Annotated in this window: 15 protein-coding genes; 8 read left to right on the plus strand and 7 right to left on the minus strand. The window is 66.4% G+C overall.

Translation table 11 applies throughout. From position 1 onward, the window contains the following. Positions 1-14: 14 nt before the first annotated feature. From CH278_RS18340 to trmB, 3 genes are read right to left on the minus strand one after another with little or no spacing between them, the layout of a single operon-like run. The gene (locus tag CH278_RS18340) at positions 15-3,371 is read right to left on the minus strand and encodes an MMPL family transporter (RefSeq protein ID WP_094622554.1); all 3,357 of its coding nucleotides are present in this window, start codon (positions 3,369-3,371) and stop codon (positions 15-17) included. Next, positions 3,372-4,058, minus strand: a complete 687-nt coding sequence (locus CH278_RS18345; protein ID WP_228139387.1) for an NYN domain-containing protein — start codon at positions 4,056-4,058, stop codon at positions 3,372-3,374. A 14-nt stretch (positions 4,059-4,072) separates the two neighbouring features. Continuing rightward, positions 4,073-4,849, minus strand: coding sequence for a tRNA (guanosine(46)-N7)-methyltransferase TrmB (trmB, locus tag CH278_RS18350; RefSeq protein WP_373557338.1), 777 nt, complete (start codon positions 4,847-4,849; stop codon positions 4,073-4,075). Positions 4,850-5,078: 229 nt separating this feature from the next. Between trmB and CH278_RS18355 the strand changes: the two genes are divergently transcribed. The 5 genes from CH278_RS18355 to CH278_RS18375 all read left to right on the plus strand — a co-directional run bounded on the left by CH278_RS18355 (position 5,079) and on the right by CH278_RS18375 (position 10,206). After that, the gene (locus tag CH278_RS18355; RefSeq protein WP_143538020.1) at positions 5,079-5,840 is read left to right on the plus strand and encodes a hypothetical protein; all 762 of its coding nucleotides are present in this window, start codon (positions 5,079-5,081) and stop codon (positions 5,838-5,840) included. After that, positions 5,783-6,160, plus strand: coding sequence for a hypothetical protein (locus CH278_RS18360; protein WP_094622557.1), 378 nt, complete (start codon positions 5,783-5,785; stop codon positions 6,158-6,160). Before CH278_RS18355 ends, CH278_RS18360 begins: the two co-directional genes overlap by 58 nt. Continuing rightward, entirely contained in the window at positions 6,157-7,707 is a 1,551-nt protein-coding gene (locus CH278_RS18365) for a hypothetical protein (RefSeq protein WP_094622558.1), read from the plus strand. The genes CH278_RS18360 and CH278_RS18365 overlap by 4 nt, the downstream gene beginning before the upstream one ends. Before the next feature lie 58 nt (positions 7,708-7,765). Next, the gene (locus CH278_RS18370; RefSeq protein ID WP_052067115.1) at positions 7,766-8,068 is read left to right on the plus strand and encodes a DUF6802 family protein; all 303 of its coding nucleotides are present in this window, start codon (positions 7,766-7,768) and stop codon (positions 8,066-8,068) included. A 308-nt stretch (positions 8,069-8,376) separates the two neighbouring features. Continuing rightward, on the plus strand, positions 8,377-10,206 hold the full coding sequence (locus CH278_RS18375) for a phosphoenolpyruvate carboxykinase (GTP) (protein WP_027495371.1): 1,830 nt from the start codon (positions 8,377-8,379) through the stop codon (positions 10,204-10,206). 66 nt (positions 10,207-10,272) lie between these two features. Here CH278_RS18375 and CH278_RS18380 read toward each other — a convergent pair whose 3' ends face one another. Further along, positions 10,273-11,151: an ROK family protein gene (locus tag CH278_RS18380; protein ID WP_032383203.1), complete on the minus strand. Its 879-nt coding sequence runs from the start codon at positions 11,149-11,151 to the stop codon at positions 10,273-10,275. A 9-nt stretch (positions 11,152-11,160) separates the two neighbouring features. Further along, on the minus strand, positions 11,161-11,955 hold the full coding sequence (locus CH278_RS18385; RefSeq protein WP_057474406.1) for a class I SAM-dependent methyltransferase: 795 nt from the start codon (positions 11,953-11,955) through the stop codon (positions 11,161-11,163). A gap of 95 nt (positions 11,956-12,050) precedes the next feature. Here CH278_RS18385 and CH278_RS18390 point away from each other — a divergent pair, with 95 nt between their 5' ends. After that, on the plus strand, positions 12,051-13,283 hold the full coding sequence (locus CH278_RS18390; protein ID WP_032400525.1) for a glycosyltransferase family 4 protein: 1,233 nt from the start codon (positions 12,051-12,053) through the stop codon (positions 13,281-13,283). On the opposite strand, the gene CH278_RS18395 is transcribed toward CH278_RS18390, so the two are convergent. Continuing rightward, positions 13,218-14,945, minus strand: coding sequence for a hypothetical protein (locus CH278_RS18395; RefSeq protein ID WP_094622559.1), 1,728 nt, complete (start codon positions 14,943-14,945; stop codon positions 13,218-13,220). The two genes, CH278_RS18390 and CH278_RS18395, sit on opposite strands and share 66 nt — an antisense overlap. Before the next feature lie 25 nt (positions 14,946-14,970). On the opposite strand from CH278_RS18395, the gene CH278_RS18400 reads away from it, so the two are divergent. After that, positions 14,971-16,197: a polysaccharide biosynthesis protein gene (locus CH278_RS18400; RefSeq protein ID WP_179274551.1), complete on the plus strand. Its 1,227-nt coding sequence runs from the start codon at positions 14,971-14,973 to the stop codon at positions 16,195-16,197. Here the strand turns inward: CH278_RS18400 and CH278_RS18405 are convergent. Next, on the minus strand, positions 16,166-17,242 hold the full coding sequence (locus CH278_RS18405; protein ID WP_094622560.1) for a substrate-binding domain-containing protein: 1,077 nt from the start codon (positions 17,240-17,242) through the stop codon (positions 16,166-16,168). The genes CH278_RS18400 and CH278_RS18405 overlap by 32 nt on opposite strands. Before the next feature lie 104 nt (positions 17,243-17,346). Between CH278_RS18405 and CH278_RS18410 the strand changes: the two genes are divergently transcribed. Beyond that, positions 17,347-17,784 carry a MarR family winged helix-turn-helix transcriptional regulator gene (locus CH278_RS18410; RefSeq protein ID WP_094622561.1) on the plus strand — a complete coding sequence of 146 codons (438 nt, stop codon included), beginning with the start codon at positions 17,347-17,349 and terminating at the stop codon, positions 17,782-17,784. Positions 17,785-17,834: the final 50 nt, after the last annotated feature.

Here is a 17,834-nt window from a genome sequence, read left to right on the forward strand (position 1 = left end):
TGTGACGACTCGCGTCAGCGTGAGCGGTTGCGCTCCCGAGCCAACAGTTCGCTGACACTGAGCACCTGGCCGTTGTCGCCGCCGCGATGGCGGCCACTGTCGCCGCCCTCGGTGGACGGAGCGGCACGACGACCGGATGGCTTCTCCTCGCGATCCGATTCCGAACTGGCCCCGACACCGTTGCCGTTGCTTTCGGTGTCATGTCGTTCCGAGGTGCGGTGGTCGGAACCACTGCTGTTGGAGCCACTGCTGTCCGAACCGTTGCGGTCGATGCCGTTTCCGTTCGAGCCACGGCGTTCGGAACCGTTGTCGGCGTTGCCGTTTCGCCCGGAACCGTTGCGTCCGGCAGCAGTGCCACCGTGGGTGCCGGTGCTCGAGCCGTTGGTGCCGTGCTTGTCAGCCCCGTTCGTGGCAGCCCCGTTGGTAGCAGCCCCGTTGGTGGTCGAGCCGTTGGACGACGACCCGTTGGCACCGGTGCTGTGACCGTTCGAGCCGTGACCATTCGAGGTGTGGCTGTCAGAACCGTGGGAGCCGTTGGTGAGCGACTCGCTTCGCGGAGTGCTCGGCCGTGGTGCCTGCGATGCGCTCGGGGCTCGCAGATCGGCCAGCCAACTTTCGATGGATCGCGAATCCGGCTCCTCGGCCCGTCCCGCTCGCGTGCTACGGGTGCGGCTCGGGGGTGCACTCGGCGGTTGAGGCGACTGTGCTGGTGCCGGTGCGGGTGCGGCACTCGGGGGAGCGGGTCGAACGACGTCCGCTGCCTGAGTCGGTTCGGGTTCGACGTGCGGACGCGGCGGAACCTGCTGCGCCCGAGTCGGCCCGGATACGGGTGGGCGCGGTTCGGCAGGACGCGGCGGAGTGGGACGCGCCGCGGGTGCCTGCGGCGAGTAAGCCTGCGACGGGCGAGCCTGGGGCGAGTAGGCCTGCGACGAGTACGGCTGCACCGAATCGGGCTGGGGCTCAGCCTGCTTCGGGGGAGTGGTCGGTGCCGCGCGGGTCGGCTCGGGTGGCGTCGCCGGCCGGCCGGTCACACTTCGACGCGACTCTTCCTTCGCGGCGTGCGTGGCACGGATCGGTCCGCCTCCGTGCGGTGCCACCACCGGGATGGGTTCGGTGAGGGGCTCACCGCGGCGCGGTGTCGGACGCATCGGGGGTGCGACGGTCGACGAGGGTGCGCCGCCCGCGAGGGCGAGTTCGGGCACGTCTCCGGTGGGCAGCAGCTCGTCTTCGAGGATGGTCTCGCCGAGGCCGAGCTTGCGCTGAATGCGCTTCATCCACTGCGGAGCCCACCAGCAGTCGTCGCCGAGCAGCTTCATCGTGGCGGGCACGAGGAACATGCGAATCAGCGTCGCGTCGATGATGAGAGCGGCGATCATGCCGTAGGCGATGTACTTCATCATCACCAGATCGGAGAACGCGAACGCGCCGGTGACGACGATGAGGATCAGTGCCGCCGCGGTGATGATGCGTCCGGTATGCGAGGTTCCGATGCGGATGGCTTCGCTTGTGCTGGCACCCTTTTCGCGTGCCTCGACCATTCTGGAGAGTAGGAACACCTCGTAGTCCGTGGACAGGCCGAACACAATCGAGATGATCAGCACCAGCACCGGAGCCATGATCGGCCCCGGGGTGAAGTTCATCAGCCCCGCCCCGTGACCTTCGATGAAGATCCACGTCAGGATGCCCATGGTGGCACCGAGGCCGAGGACGGTCATCAGCACCGCCTTGATCGGCAGCACCAGCGATCCGAACGTCAGGAACATCAGCATCGTCACGATGAACACCACCAGCACGGCCATCAGCGGCAGCTTGTCGATGAGTGCGCTGATCGAGTCCTGCTCGATTGCCGGGGTACCTCCGATCATGACCGTCGCGCCGTCCGGCACGTCGATGCTGCGGAGGAAGTCGATGGCCGGTTTCGAGTCGTTGCGATCGGTCAACCCGGCCTTGAAGACGATGACGCCGTCCTTGCTGGCACCGACGGGAGTGAACTTCTCGATCAACCCGGGAGCGTTGTTCGCCTGCGTGGTGATCGCGCCGAGCGTCGGACCCTGCGCGCCTTCGATGACCATCTTGATGGGTTCGGTGCGCTGGCCGGGGAACAGGCTGTCGAACTCTCCCTGCGCGACGCGGGTGACGTTGTCCGGCGGTAGGTAGGTCTCGTTGATGCCACCGAATTTGATGTTGCCGACGGGCAGCGTCAGAAGGACCAATCCGAGCACGATGGGCACGGTGACCTTGACGGGGTTGCGCATCACCCAGCGGGTGAGCTTGCCCCACATGCCGTTCTCGATCTCTTCGCTCGACTTGGTCTTGCGCATGAACTTCAGACCGAGGGCGTCGACGCGTGGGCCGAGGATGGCCAGCATCGCGGGCAGGATCGTGATGGCCGTCAGCGCTGCGAGCGCGACGGTGGCGATGGATCCGTATGCGACGGATTTCAGAAAGCCCTGCGGAAACAGCAGCAGGCCACCGAGGGAAGCGACGATCATCGTCGCGGAGAACACGACAGTGCGACCCGCCGTCATGACGGTACGGCGCACGGCCTGTGGCGTCGTATGTCCGTCACCGAGTTCCTCGCGGAATCTCGAGACGATGAAGAGTCCGTAGTCGATGGCCAACCCGAGTCCGACGAGCGAGACCACGGGCGCGACGAACGAGTTGACCTCGGTGAAGTTGGTGAACACCTTGACGATGCCGTTGGCTCCGACGACCGTCAGACCGCCGATGATCAGCGGGAGTGCCGCGGCGACGACGCCGCCGAAGATGAAGAACAGCAGGACCGCGACGGCGGGAATCGCGAGCAGTTCCATGCGGTGAATGTCGCCGGCCATCGTCGACTGCAGTGCGCCGGCCACGGCCTGAAGACCGGTCACCTGCACGTCGACGCCGTCGATGTAGAAGGCGTCCTTGACGGCCTGGAAATTGTTGGTCAGTTCGGTGTCGTCGGCACCCTTCATTGCGATGCTGGCGATGGCATGTTGCTTGTCGTTGGTACCGAGAGCTGCGAGGTTGGGTGCGCCGGGCACCTTGAAGTAGGTGCCGTTGACCTTCTCGATCTGGTCGGGATGGTCGACGGGGAGCGATTCGAGGCTCGAGACGACCTTCGACTGGAATTCCGGATCGTCGATCGACGACCCTTCGGGCGCGGTGTAGAGGACGATGACGTCACCCTGCTTGTCGCGTCCGAACGTCGTGTCCGCCAGACGGGCAGCCTGGGCCGATTCCGAGGTCGGATCGTCCCAACCGCTCTGACTGAGATGGCTGTTGAGATCGAGACCGTAGGCAGCGAAGCCCAACAGCCCGGCCACCATGACACCGATAACGGTGTACCGCAGGCGGTAGACGATGTCTCCCCATCTGGCGAACACTTAAGAAACTCCTTGGCGCCCGACGAGCAGGGCGGACAGCGGTCGGAAGGGCTGCAGCCACGCGCCCTCGTCGGGGAGCGAATCGAGACTCACCCGAGGCAGTGGCTCACGGAAGACGCCGGGAATGTCCTCGAGGTCGAGGAATTCCAGGATGTCCGACGTGACAGCCCAGCTTGCGTGCTCCCGGAATCCCAGTACCTGAACGGGTACTCCGGTTGCTGCGATGGCCTCCAACGGCCCCTTGAACGCCTGACCGTCGGCGGACGCGACCATGACACCGGCGAGGCCGCCGTCACGGTTGCGGAAGTCGATGTGGTCGAGCATGTCGGCGTCGACATCACTGTCTTCGTCGACCTTGGGCTTGGCGAACACCGCGAAGCCCACGTTACGCAATGCTTCGACCCAGGGGCGGACGACGTCGGCGCTGCCGGGTGCAATGTTGGTGAACACCGTTGCCTCGGGCTCGAGCGTCGCGGTGCCCGAGGTGGACAGTTCGGCGGTGCGGCTGAGCAGCCATCGGCCCAGCGCATCGAATCGTGGGCGGTAGGCGGCGGTGGGCCGGCCACCCAGGATCGCGCCGAGACCCATGTCCAGGTTGGGTGCATCCCACACGAGCAGGACTCGCTTGCTGTGGCGGGACTCACCGATCGCACCGAGCTCGGCGGGATCGATCACGGTGTCGGGCATGTCCGTACTGACGCTCATGCTGTCTTCTTTCCCCAGATCAATTCCGTCACCGAGCTGCCCACCTGCTGGGCCTTGCCCTCGAACTTGGTCACCGGCCGCTCGTGCGTCATGGGCGACTCCCAATCGAGAACGGTCAGGCCGGGCTCGGCGTTCCCGGCCTCGGCAATCCACTCAGCGTATTCGGCGTGATCGGTGGCCACGTGCAGAACGCCGCCCGGCTTCAGGCGATCCGCGATCATCGCGAACGTGGGGCCCTGCAGGAGACGACGCTTGTTGTGGCGCACCTTGGGCCACGGGTCGGGGAAGAAGACGCGAACGCCGGTCAAGGACTCCGAGGTCAGCATGTTCTCGAGGACGTCCATCGCGTCGCCGCGGAACAACCTGACGTTCTCGATGTTCTCGCGCTCGATCTGCTGCAGAGTCTGCGCGAGCCCGGGTCGGTAGACCTCGACGGCCATGAGGTTGACGTGCGGCTCGGCCATCGCCATCGCCGTGGTGGCCGTGCCCGTGCCCGACCCGATCTCGAGAATCGCCGGACCGCTCCGCCCGAACCAGGCGTCGATGTCGATCTGCTCGTCGGCGACATCGCGGCCGATGCGCGGCCACAGGTTGTCCCAGGTGCTTTGCTGAGCGTCGGTCAGCGCTCCGCGGCGGGAGCGGAAACTGGTCACTCTGGGGTACAGCCGCGAGCCTCGTTCCTGGGTCTGCACCGAGTTGTCTCCGGTGTCGGCAGAGGTGTCCTGTGGCTCGTTCACCGGTCCATTGTCGCGCATCGGCGGAGTGTGTGACAGGTGGGTCTCGAGTTGAAGTTGAGACTTACCGTTCCATCGCTGATCAGCGGTAGGACCGCGTCCTATAACTACAACGGTGTAATTCTCGACGGCCCGTCCGGAACGGCCGTCGTGTGCCAGAATCGGTGCCGCAGCAGGGGGCTGCGGGCCACGTGGCCGATCGTGCTCGACGAGCCGATCGCACATCTCGATGTGGCCGTTCGGTGGGTCGTTTCCGGGGGGATCGATGATGGACGGTGCCGAGGCAGGTCTGGGTCGATTGCGTGTGCGCTCGGAAGAGGTGGACGCGGCCGGGGCCGGCGCAGGCCGGAAGGCTGTCGAGAATGCTGTCGAGCGGCGTCTGCGGCCGCTGGAGGTGCACGTTTCCGGCCGCGTCGGAGTCGGGAAGTCGGTGATCGTCTCGGTGCTCGATGCCGCGCGACTGCATACCGACGGGTTCGAGGTCCGGTTGCACGAGAGCGGATGGGCCGATATCCCGCGTGCAGCGGAGGTGCAGCAGAGCCGCACCGCATCCGATATCGACGTTCTCGTCCACGTGCTGGCCGGTGCCGTGTCCCCGGACGACATCACCTTCCTGTCCGCTCGACCCGGCGGACCGCCGGCACACACCGTGATCCTGCTGAACAAGGCCGACACTCTCGACGAACCCGCGGCGACAGCCGCAGCGGCATCCGAGCAACTGGGGCGACGAGTGCTGCCGGTGATGGGATCTGTTGCAGCGGGCCTGGGCGGCGCGGACCGAGGCTCCGCTGTGGACATGGCCGATGTGCGGGCCGTCGCGGCCGGTGCGCTGCGTACTGGGGATCTGATGACGGTCGATCGGTTGGGAGTGCTGATATTCCGCTCTCGACGCCGCGCCGAGAGGCACTGCTGGACCGGGTGGAATTACGCGGTCTCGCCCTACTCGTCGATGCGCTCCGGCGGCGTAGCGAAGTGTCCGACGCGGATGTATTGCGTGAGCTGTGGGAGGCCACCGGGGTCGACGCCGTGACGACGGTCGTGTCCGATGCTGTCTCGGCTGCTGCGACGGCCCGCGACGACGACCTGCACGAACAACTGCTGCAGATATCCGCCCGTCACCGAGACGTTCGAGGTGCCGTCGAATCGTATCTGGCTTCGGACGAGGCGGTGGCTGCCGATATGCGCTGTGCTGCAGCGCGATTGGGGGTACCGATCGAGACGGGCTCGGAGCGGGCCCTGCTGGCGCAGGCATTGGTGTGGAAGCGGTGTGCCGCCACCTCGGAGGACGACGCCGTCCGGCGCTCCGCCCTGGCCCTGTGCCGCGGTTATGTGCGGATGCTCCGACCGTGACCGATCCGAACCGGTTCCCGCTGCCGGACGATCTGAAAGGCGTTCTGCGTCGACGGAACTCGGAATCCCTTGTACGCATCGATCGTGCACGCAGCAGCCGACCTGCAGGCATTCACGTCACCGGCACCGCAGCATCCGGAAAGACCGAGATGTGCCATCTGCTCACCCGGCGCGACGGCGCGGAGATCGGGTTCGCCGACTCGATCGAGGAGGCCGCGGTGGTCGTGATCGTCGTCGACGCGTCGGCTCCGGTCGGCCGTGCCGACGTCGAGCGCTGGCGTCCTGCCTTCGAGTCGACACCGGTTGTGTTGGTGGTCAACAAGATCGATGTGCATCGCCGGTGGCGCGAAGTGGTCGACGCCGATATCGAGATCGTCGCCGAGCGTGTTCCGCGTGCGGTGGAACACTCCGTTCATCCGGTCTCGGCACGGTTGGCACGAGCCGGTAGGGAGATTGGCGATGCTGCCGTGTTCGCGGAGTCGGGTTTCGGGGCGGTCGCCGACAGAATCGACGCGTTGCTGATGCAGGCCGCGGCGGTAGGGGCACAGCGCAAATACGTTGCTGCAGTGCAGGAATCTGCCGCAGAGGCGAAGACCGCCATCGTTGCCGAAGCTCGCGCAGTGACCGGAGGTGGTGACACCGCCCCTCTGCGTGCCCGGCGGGCGCGGTTGCTCGGTGCACGCGAACATCTCGGTGGTGACCGACGAGCATTGCTGCACAACCGTATTCAACGGCTTCGGGTCGACTGTGTTCACGCTGCGGCCGAGGACGTTCGGATGCTCGGCGCGCAGGTACGGCAGACGATAGAGGGATCGCGGCGGGCCGAACTCGGCCATCTGCCCGGGCACCTCGCCGAATCCGTACAGGCAGTTCGAGCACGCGCCGACGCTGCATTGTCCACCGGTCTCCGCGTCGTGGAAGTCGAACTCGGGCTCGCCGACACGGTGCCCGAATCCGGTACTGCAGGCGGTGAGATCGACATCGGCGAACCGACCAGGCGCCGCGGGATCGAGGACGTCCTGATGGTTGCACTGGGGGCCTCGGCGGGGGTGGGACTGGGTCGGCTCGTCGTTTCGCCCCTGGCTCTGATTCCTACCTTGGCCGTCGCCAACACGATCGTCTCACTGGCCATCGGTGCCGCGATCGCGTGGTGGTTGACCCGCTCACGCGCACTCGTCGCCGACCGTGCGCACCTTCGCGGCTGGACCCAGGAAAGTCTGGCTCGCGTGAAATCGGACGTGGAACAGCGGCTGCTCTCTCGCATTCTCGATGCCGAGTCCGCACTCGCGTCGGCGTTGACCTCGGCGGACCGGGAGGCGGCGGCACGTATCGATCTGTCGCTGGCCGAAATCGATGCCGAGCTTCGCACGCTCGCCGATCACAGATCGGCGCTGCTCTCGGCCTGCGATCGGGATCTGGCTGCACTCGAGCGCGGGCTGGAGCGATTTCGCGGGTCCGGGCGCGACTCGGTCGTGCCGTCGAAGCCCGTCGAATTCTCTCCCGGCGATCCGGAACCGATCGGCGCGCCGATGCGTCGAAGCGGGTAGGTGCACGTCCGAACAGGTTCGCAGGCGGCGAACAGGGACCCGACAGTGAGGAGCGTCGATGATCGCGGTGGATGGCTTCGCAGGGGGCGGTTTCGAGACGAACGAGCCGGCCGAGGACGCGTCGGGCGATGGTGGCGGTTATGTCTCTACGGACTGGTTCGATCTCGACGGCGACGGTCGTCACGAGACTTCCGTTCGGACGACGGAGGCCGGAACGACGGTGGGAACGGATGTCGATGGAGACGGTGTGACAGACAAGTTCACCGCCTTCGACCGTGACGGGCACTACGAATCCTGGGAGATTTTTCGGGAAGCGAACGGTTTCGGGCAGGGCAGATCGTCCGAATCCGGCCGACTGTAGGCCATTCGGTCTGATTTGCATCGGCGCTGGTGGATGGCTTCTTGCGTCGGTCTTTCCCTATCTGAATCGGTCTTGTGACCAATCGGACAACACCCTGTTTCTGGAATCACGTCGCTCGGCGTTAACCTGATGAACAGGACATCCGGCGCTCGGTCCTCGGCTTGCTGTATCCAGTAACATGGTGTACTGCAGCTCGAACGGCCGAGCAGCGCCCCGCCGAGAGGGGAAAACCGAGATCTACTCGTGCGTGCTTGCCCACAGCGATCGTGCGAATTCTTCCCGGTTCCGGCTAACCCCAGGAGAGTTAGATGACCTCAGCGACCATTCCCGGTTTGAGCGGCACCGACAGCGTGCCGACTCGACACAAAGAACTGCTTGCCTGGGTTGCTCAGGTAGCCGAACTGACCGAACCGGACTCCGTGGTGTTCGCTGACGGATCCGACGCCGAATGGGAGCGCCTGACCGACAAGCTGGTCGAGGCAGGAACCTTCACCCGTCTCAACGACGAGAAGAAGCCCAACTCGTTCCTCGGCAACTCCGATCCGTCGGACGTGGCCCGCGTCGAGTCGCGCACGTACATCTGTTCCAAGGACGAGATCGACGCCGGTCCCACCAACAACTGGATGGACCCGTCGGAGATGCGGTCGTTGATGACCGAGCTGTACCGCGGTTGCATGCGCGGACGGACCATGTACGTCGTTCCGTTCTGCATGGGACCGTTGGACGCTGCCGATCCCAAGTTGGGCGTCGAGCTCACCGATTCGGAGTACGTCGTCATCTCCATGCGTGTGATGACCCGCATGGGTCAGGCCGCTCTGGACAAGATCGGCGACGACGGGTTCTACGTGAAGGCGCTGCACTCGCTCGGTGCTCCGCTGGCCGAGGGTCAGGCCGACGTGCCGTGGCCCTGCAACGACACCAAATACATCACCCACTTCCCCGAGGACCGCGAGATCTGGAGCTACGGATCCGGTTACGGCGGCAACGCGCTGCTGGGCAAGAAGTGCTACTCGCTGCGTATCGCGTCGGCCATGGCCCACGACGAGGGCTGGCTCGCCGAGCACATGCTGATCCTCAAGCTGATCTCCCCCGAGGACAAGGCGTACTACATCGCGGCGGCATTCCCGTCCGCGTGTGGTAAGACCAACCTCGCGATGATTCAGCCGACCATTCCGGGCTGGCGTGCCGAGACCATCGGTGACGACATCGCGTGGATGCGCTTCGGTGAGGACGGTCGTCTCTACGCCGTCAACCCGGAGTTCGGTTTCTTCGGTGTCGCTCCGGGCACCAACTGGGATTCCAACCCGAACGCGATGAAGACCATCGATCAGGGCAACTCGGTGTTCACCAACGTCGGCCTGACCGACGACGGCGACGTGTGGTGGGAAGGCCTCGAAGGCAAGCCCGATCACCTGATCGACTGGAAGGGCAACGACTGGACGCCCGAGTCCGGAACCGATGCCGCACATCCGAACTCGCGGTACTGCGTGCCGATGGCTCAGTGCCCGTCGATGGCTCCCGAGTGGGACGACCCGCAGGGTGTGCCGATCTCCGCAATCCTGTTCGGCGGACGACGCAAGACCACCGTTCCGTTGGTGACCGAGGCCCGCGACTGGCAGCACGGAGTGTTCATGGGAGCCACCGTCGGCTCCGAGCAGACCGCTGCCGCCGAGGGCACCGTCGGTACCGTCCGACGCGACCCGATGGCCATGCTGCCGTTCCTCGGTTACAACGTGGGCGATTACTTCCAGCACTGGATCGACCTCGGCAAGAACGCCGACGAGTCCAAGCTACCGAAGGTGTTCTACGTCAACTGGTTCCGTCGCGGCGACGACAAGCGCTTCCTGTGGCCCGGATTCGGTGAGAACTCGCGTGTGCTCAAGTGGATCGTCGAGCGCATCGAGCACAAGGCCGCGGGCGTCGAGACCCCGATCGGTGTCGTCCCCACGGCCGAGGCACTCGACATCGACGGCCTCGACACCACCGTCGACGACGTCGCGGAGGCACTCGCGGTGAACACCGACGAATGGAAGGCCGAGATCCCGCTGATCCAGGAGTGGTTCGACTTCGTCGGCGAGAAACTGCCCACCGGAATTCAGGACGAATTCGACGCCCTCAAGCAGCGCCTGGGCGCGTAGTATTCACGAGACAGAACGGGGCTCACCGAGGGGTGGGCCCCGTTCTGGCTTTCGAAGTATGCGAGATCAGGCGGTGAGAGCGGCCGCGCCGTGCAGGGTGCCGAGGCCGCCCAACGCAGCCGGCACCACCTGCAGGCCGTCGAGGAACTTCAGGCGCGCGTGCAAGGCGATCGACTCCCGGATCGGATCCCACAGCGGCGGGCCGGCCTGAGCGAAGCCGCCGCCGATCACCACCATCCGGACGTCCACCAGTGCGACCGCCGATGCGATGGCCTGACCGAGAGCCACTCCGGCGCGTTGCAATGCGGTGACGGCGAGCGGTTCGCCCGCGGCGGCATCCGTAGCCAGTTCGACACCGGTGTTCCCCGGCCAGCCCTGCTCCCGAGCCCACCGCACCGCCGAGGGGCCGCTGGAGACGGTCTCGACGCACCCGATTCCGCCGCACGCGCAGGGCGTCGTCGAACCGGGGACGACGATGTGGCCGATGTGCCCGGCATTGCCACTGGCCCCGGCAACGATTTTCCCGCCCAGCACCAGGCCCCCGCCGATGCCGGTGGACACCACGAGGCTGAGCACGTCCGGTATCCCGACAGCGGCACCGAATCGATGCTCACCCAATGCCGCTGCGCTGCCGTCCATGGCCAGAAGTACCTCGGCGTCGGGCAGTGCGGCGGAAATGTGTTCGCGCAGGCCGAATCCGTTCTTCCACTCGTCGACATTGATCGGCGCGACCGACCCGGTGACGAGGTCGACCGGACCGGAACACGCGACCCCGACCCGCGTCACGTCGACGCTTCCGACGACCCCGTGCAGCAGTTCGGCACAGGCCTCCCACACGCCGGTGGCCGGTGTCGGAACTGTCTCCGGGTGCTGCGGACGTCCGTCGTCGCCGACGAGTGCCGCTGTCATCTTGGTGCCGCCGATGTCGAGCGCGAGTGCCGTCATCGATCCAGGTTATGCGGGAGTGGAGCCTGCGGAATGACCCATTGGGTATGCGTTCGGTTTCAGGACCAGGACGAGGTTGCTGCCGAGGAACTCACGGAGTATCGGTATACGCATCATCCACCATGCCCAGCGCGGGTGATAGCGCGGAAACGCGGCCAGTAGCGTTGCGTTGGGAGTGCTTCGCGCCCAACGTAATCCGTCTGCCGCGCTGATGTCGAACAGGGATTCGCCGAATCGGTTCTTGGGTTCGTGCCCGGTGGTGCGGGCGTAGCGTCGGGCCGCGTATTCGCCGCCGAGATAGTGCCACGGCCGGGTCTCGTGGCCGCCGAACGGGCCGAACCAGATGGTGTACGAGAGCACCGTGAGGCCGCCGGGTTTGGTGACGCGCAACATTTCCTCGGCCATGGTCCACGGCTCGCGGACGTGTTCGGCGACGTTCGACGAGAAGCAGATGTCGACGCTGTCGTCGAGGAAGGGCAACGCCATGCCGGAGCCGCGAACCGAACCGGGGATCTGCAGTCCGGCGGCGTGCATTTCCGAGGCGTCGGGTTCGACGGGCAGATAGCGCGCGCAACTCGCGCCGAAGACCTCGGCGAAGTATCCCGGTCCGCCGCCGACGTCGAGCACGGTCGCTGCCGACATGTCGGTGCCGGTCAGGCCGCGGTACAGGTCTCCGATCAGTTCGACCGAATCACGGGCCAGGGCACCGTAGAAGATGTCCGGAGAACTCTGCTCGTGCCCGAAGTCCTTCAGGAGTTTCACCGAGCGACGCAGTGTCGCGCGAGAGGCGAACAGTCGTGTCACGGCGGAAGTCACGAAAACGAACCCTAGCGGTTAGTGTGGCAGCGGTATTCGACGACGGTCGAGAAGCGAGCACGGTGGATGGGGTGAAGCGAGCGGTGCGCGAGGTTCTGTTGCTGTGCTGGCGCGATACCGGGCATCCGCAGGGCGGTGGCAGCGAGCGCTACCTCGAGCAAGTAGGCGCGGGCCTGGCTCGACGCGGTGTCCGCGTCACGCTGCGGACGGCGTCCTATCCCGGTGCTCCGGCCGAGGAGATCGTCGACGGCATCCGGATCAGTCGCGGTGGTGGTCGCCTGTCGGTGTATCCCCGCGCTCTGGCCGCCATCGCCGCCGGTCGGCTCGGTTTCGGGCCGCTCAAAGGGATCTCCCCGGATGCCGTGATCGACACCCAGAACGGCATTCCGTTCTTCTCCCGCGCAGTACTCGGTGTGCCGGTGACGCTGCTGGTGCATCACTGTCACCGCGAGCAGTGGCCGGTGGCGGGCCCGATGATGGCAAAGCTCGGCTGGTGGCTCGAGTCGACGATCTCACCGAAGGTGCACCGCCGCAATCAGTACCTGACGGTGTCGTTGCCTTCTGCAGACGAGCTGATCGCTCTCGGTGTCGACCGGGAGCGCATCGCCGTGGTCCGCAACGGTGCCGACGACATCCCACTGTCTGTACCGGAAGGCGGCGAGGACACCCGCACGCCCCACCCGTCCTTGTCCGTGCTGTCGAGGCTGGTTCCACACAAGCAGATCGAGGACGCGATCGACGTCGTGGCTGCACTGCGCGGCAGCATTCCCGACATCCATCTCGACGTCATCGGCGGCGGGTGGTGGGAACGGAATCTTCGCGAGTACGTCACGAGCCTGGGCGTCGATCGATACGTCACCTTCCACGGTCACGTCGACGAGGAGCGCAAGCATGCACTGCTCGGTCGGTCGTGGGTGCATGTGATGCCCTCCCGAAAGGAGGGCTGGGGCCTCGCCGTCGTCGAAGCTGCCCAGCACGGTGTTCCCACGGTGGGCTATCGCAGCTCCAAGGGGCTGACCGATTCGATCATCGACGGCGTCACCGGTGTTCTCGTGGGTGGTTCGACATCCGGAGCGGAGGACCGCGATGTGTCCGCGCTGACCGGTGCCGTCGCCGAACTGCTGCAGGATGCCGAGGCCCGCACTCGCCTCGGTGAGAAGGCACGAGTCCGCGCGGGTGAGTTCTCCTGGGGCCAGTGCGCCGACGGCGTGTTCTCGGTGCTCGACGGGACGACGCGCGGCACCTGGTCGTCAGGCCTGGTGGGGGCGGCCGACGCGCACACGCCTGCCGAATCGGCTCAGGAGTCCTACCGCTAGTCCGCCGAGCAACAGCAGTGCCCACGCCAGATGTGCGAGCACAACGGCTGTTGCCGAACGACTTTCGAGCATCGCCGGATCCGGCACCCGATAGAGGCTCAGTTCCTCGTCGGAGTACACGGCGTCGAGTCGGTCCAACGTCTGCTGCGCATTGCCGAGCTCGCCCGGAGTCGTGCTCTCCACCAGTACCCAGCCGACCCCCAGGGCCGCCAGAGTGTCCGCGGAGTCGCCTGCGAGCAGGGCGTTCTGCACGTCCGTCGCCCGTTTTCCTTCCCCGCGGACCGTGCCGCCTGCGACGAGGAGTTCACCGGTCTGCAGCACGTCGACCGGCAGCATGCGGGGTGCGGGATCGAGAACGGGTGCTGAGCCGCTGTAGGGAAAGCGGCGAAACATTCCGGCGGGAAGGACGGCCACGTCGCCGTCCTGGTCGGCGAGTTCCGCCGACACCGCTTGCCACGACTGCGGGTACGTCACCGGTTTCAGTGCGCTGCCGACGCCCCAGCCGAGGTCGGGGAGCGCAACGAGCAACGCCAGCACGGCAACGCCCCCCGGGAGCCACGCGTTGCCGAATCGGGTGCGTCGGGACGCCAACCAGCTGATACCGGCCGCAGCGGCGAGGGCGTACATCGGCATGGCCAGCGCGACCCACTTCTGCGAATCGCGGAGCAGACCGGCCCCGGGGACGGTGTCGCCCAGTACGCGAGCCGCCGCCAACCCCGGTCCGGTTGCTGCCAGCGCAGGAAGCACGATGGCAGCGAGTGCAACGACACCCAGGCCCACGATCACCGGATTGCGTCGACGGCGATACAGCGGCCGTATCCCGAGAGCGACGACGGTCAGCAACAGGACCGTCCCCATGACAGCGAAAAGTCCTGTCCGAGAACCGGGTACGGCGTCTGAGTTCCAGATGCCGCCGAGACCGGCCAGACTACCCACCGTGCCCAGACCCGGTTCGGCGCGTGCTGCGAACGCGGCCCAACCCGCCGGATCCGCCGGTTCGACGCCACCGCCCGACACCATCGTCGCCACCAGCCACGGTGCCGACGCGACGGCTGCGATCGAGAGGGTGGCGACCACGCGCAGGCCGCGTCGGGCACCCCCGGGGAGGGCGACGACGAGTAGCGCGACGGTTGCCGCCAGCAACGCACCGGTGGGGGTGAGCCCGGCCGCGGCCAGGCAGACGGCGAGGGCCCACCAGGAGCGACCGGACCTGACCGCGAGTGCGGCGACCACCGTCCACGGGAGGGCGGCGTAGCCGACGAGCAGACTCCAATGTCCTTGCAGCAGGCGTTCGGCGACGTAGGGGTTCCACACGGCCACCGTCGACGCGACGAGCAGGGCAGGCAGTGGTGCGGTGGGCAGCATCTTCTGCGCCATCACCGCCGCGCCCCAGCCGGCCGTCCACAACGCCAGCAGCAGAACGGCCTTGACCACAACGCCGCCGTCGAACACCGTGGTCAGGGCCGCGATCGCGGCATCCTGCGGCACTGCCCGCGCGGCCGCGTCGGCGATTCCCCAGGCGGAGTCGGTGAAGTAGGAACGGGGAGTGCTGACGGCGTCGCGAAGCAGGAGATATCCGGGTCCGAGCAGTGGCCCAAGAACGACGAGCGAGAGCAGCAGGCTGTAGAGCGGCGGCGTCCACCTCGACCTCGACCACGCCATGATCGGCACCCTATACCGTGGACGCATGTCGTTTCGCGCCTCGTCCGAGGCAGACCACCCGGCGGGTGCGTCCGTCGCCGGGATGGGGATGGTGACGGCCGGCTCGATGTTCGCCAATGTCGTGGCGTATCTGCTGCAGGTGCTCGCGAGTCGCATGCTCGGTGTCGAGGGTTACGGCGAGTTCGCGAGTCTTCTTGCGGTGCAATTGGTTCTGGCGGTCCCGGCGTTGGCGTTGCAGTCCGTCGTCGCGCGCGAGGTGGTGCGCGGGCGCAGTTCTCGCGAGCTGCGCGGTGTCGGCTACCGCTGTGCGGCGGTCGTGGGTGTGCTGGCTTTCGCTGTGTCCCCGGCGTTGTCGGCGGCCATGGACGTCTCCGCAGCGGCGACGGTGTCGGCCGTGATCGCTGCGCCGGTGCTGGTGTTGTTGGCCGCGGAGCAGGGGCTGCTGCAAGGACGCGGCCGGTTCGGCGCACTGAGCGTGGTGTTGGCGGCGGCCGGTTTCGGCAAGGTGGCGCCGGCGGTGGTCGTGTTGCTGCTCGGCGGCGGCCCGGGTTCGGTGCTGCTGGCCACGGCGGCCGGTATCGGGGTGGTGGCCGTCGGCGCGCGGTCGGCCGCTGGAGTGCCGGTGAACGCGGTGTCGGAAACCAGGGTGACCGTTCTGACGGTGCTGCAGGCCTCGCAAGTGCAGTTGGTGCTGATCGCGATGTCCGCATTGGATCTGGTGCTGGCTCGGTCGTTGCTCAGCAGTACCGAGGCCGGGCTGTACGCGGTCGGTGCCGTCGCGTCCAAAGCGGCGTTCTGGCTGCCGCAGGCGGTCGGAGTGGTGTTGTATCCGCGCATGGCGAACCCGCTGCACTCGGCTGCCGCAGTGCGATCGGCGCTGACCGTCGTCGCCGGACTCGGCACGGTACTGGTATTGGGGGGCGCGCTGGCGTCGCCGCTACTTCCCTTGGTTGTCGGTGACACCTATTCCGGTGTGCAGCAATACGTGTGGCTCTTCGTGCTGCAGGGGGCGTGCCTGGCGGTACTGCAGAGCGCACTGCTGTGGGCGATCGCGGGGGAGCGCACCCGCCTGGCCCTCGTCGCCTGGTTCGCCCTCGCGGTCGAGGTGCTGCTGTTGCTGTTCGTGGCCTCCACCCTGGCCCAGTTCGTCACCGTCGCAGCCGTTACCGCCGCGGTCACGATGGCCGTCGTGTGCGGCGTTGTCCTGTTCGGCGACAGAATCAGTCGCGCGCGGGCCGGATCTCGCCGATGATCTCGAAGTCGACAGCACCCGCCAACGCCAGATAGATCGGTTGCGAGACGTGGCCGTCGGACAGAAACAGGTGCCCACGGGCACCGGTGAACGACACCGAATCGGATACGGATTCGATGATGCGAACATCTGCTGTGCCTGCCCTGTTCACCAGCGCGCCCAACAGTTTGATGCCCTCGTAGCACGACTGTCCCAGTGCGCCGACGATCGGCGCATCGACCCCGAATGAACGAGCGAAACGAGCCGAGAATCCCAAACTTGCTTCGGTGGCGAGGGTTTCGAAATAGCCGGACGCGACGTACAGCCCGTGGGTGTTCTCGCCGCCGGCCGCCAGCAACATGTTCTCGTCCATCAGTGGACTGAGACGGATGCAGTGCGCGTCCAGCCCGGCACCGGCGAATTGCTGATGGAAATGGACTGCGTCGTCGCCGATGAGGAGGACCACGGTCGCGTCGGCACCCGACCGCTCGATCGCGGTGACGGTCCTTGCGAAGTCGCTCGTACCGACCGGTGCGAACTCCGCGTGCACCACCGATGCGCCCAGCCCACGGAGCCGAGTTGCCGTGATGGAAGCGCTCTTTCGGGGCCAGACGTAGTCGTTTCCGACGATCGCCCAGCGGCGTCGTCCGAATTCGCGAACTAGGAACTCCAGCGCCGGGACCAGTTGGTTGGCAGGGGTCTCACCGGTGATGAACAGTCCCGGGTAGCGGTCGCCGCCCTCGTACATGGAGGTGTACACGTACGGAATCCGTCCGAGCGTCACCGGAATGACGGCTCGCCGTACCGCCGAGGTGTGCATCCCCGCCACCGCATCGAGGGCACCGGCATCGAGGAGCGTCGCGACCTCGTGGGCCACCGTCACCGGATCGCGGCCGCCGTCGATGGACATCAACTCGACGCGGCGGTTCAACACACCGGCCGAGGCGTTGAGTTCGTCCCTGGCCAGCTGGGCCGACAGCTCGCTCGACGGTCCGATGATGCCGAACGGTCCGGACATCGGAAAGATCAGACCGACGCGAAACGTGTCGAACCGATCGCTGTTCATCGTGCCGTCCGTCCGCTCGGTGTCTCTTCGCGGTTCGCTTCACCATAGAATCGCTGAGAGAGACTGTAGCGCCGACGCAGGAACCGAGCAGGGGGGACGATCACGTGGATCACCAGGATGCTGCGTCGGCAGCGCGTTTGCTCACCGTGGTCGAGCGGGCCGTGTCGGATCGATTGCGCGCCACCCTCGTGCCGTGGGAATTGGACCTCGAAGAATGGCGAGTGCTGTCGCTGTTGTCCGACGGTGAGGGACACACGATGGCCGAGACAGCGGAGTTCGCATTGCTCTCCCCGCCGACCTTGACCAAGGCGGTCAACCGGCTGGTGTCCAACAATCTGGTGCACCGCCGTACCGGCACCGTCGATCGTCGGCAGGTGCTGATCCGCTTGACGGCCCGTGGGAAAGCAAAGCACGACGCGGCCGCCCCGATGATGGACGACGCCGCGGCGATGGTCTTCCCGTCGGAGTCGGATCGTGAGCTGTTGCAGTCTCTGCTCCGGGCCCTCGAGACCAACGCGAAGACGGCCTCGATCACCCACTGACCTTTCTCGGCGTCCGGTCTCGGACGCGGTCTCCGCCGTAACCTGCCAGG

This window comes from Rhodococcus sp. 05-2254-5 (assembly GCF_002258575.1).
GTDB lineage: Bacteria > Actinomycetota > Actinomycetes > Mycobacteriales > Mycobacteriaceae > Rhodococcoides > Rhodococcoides fascians.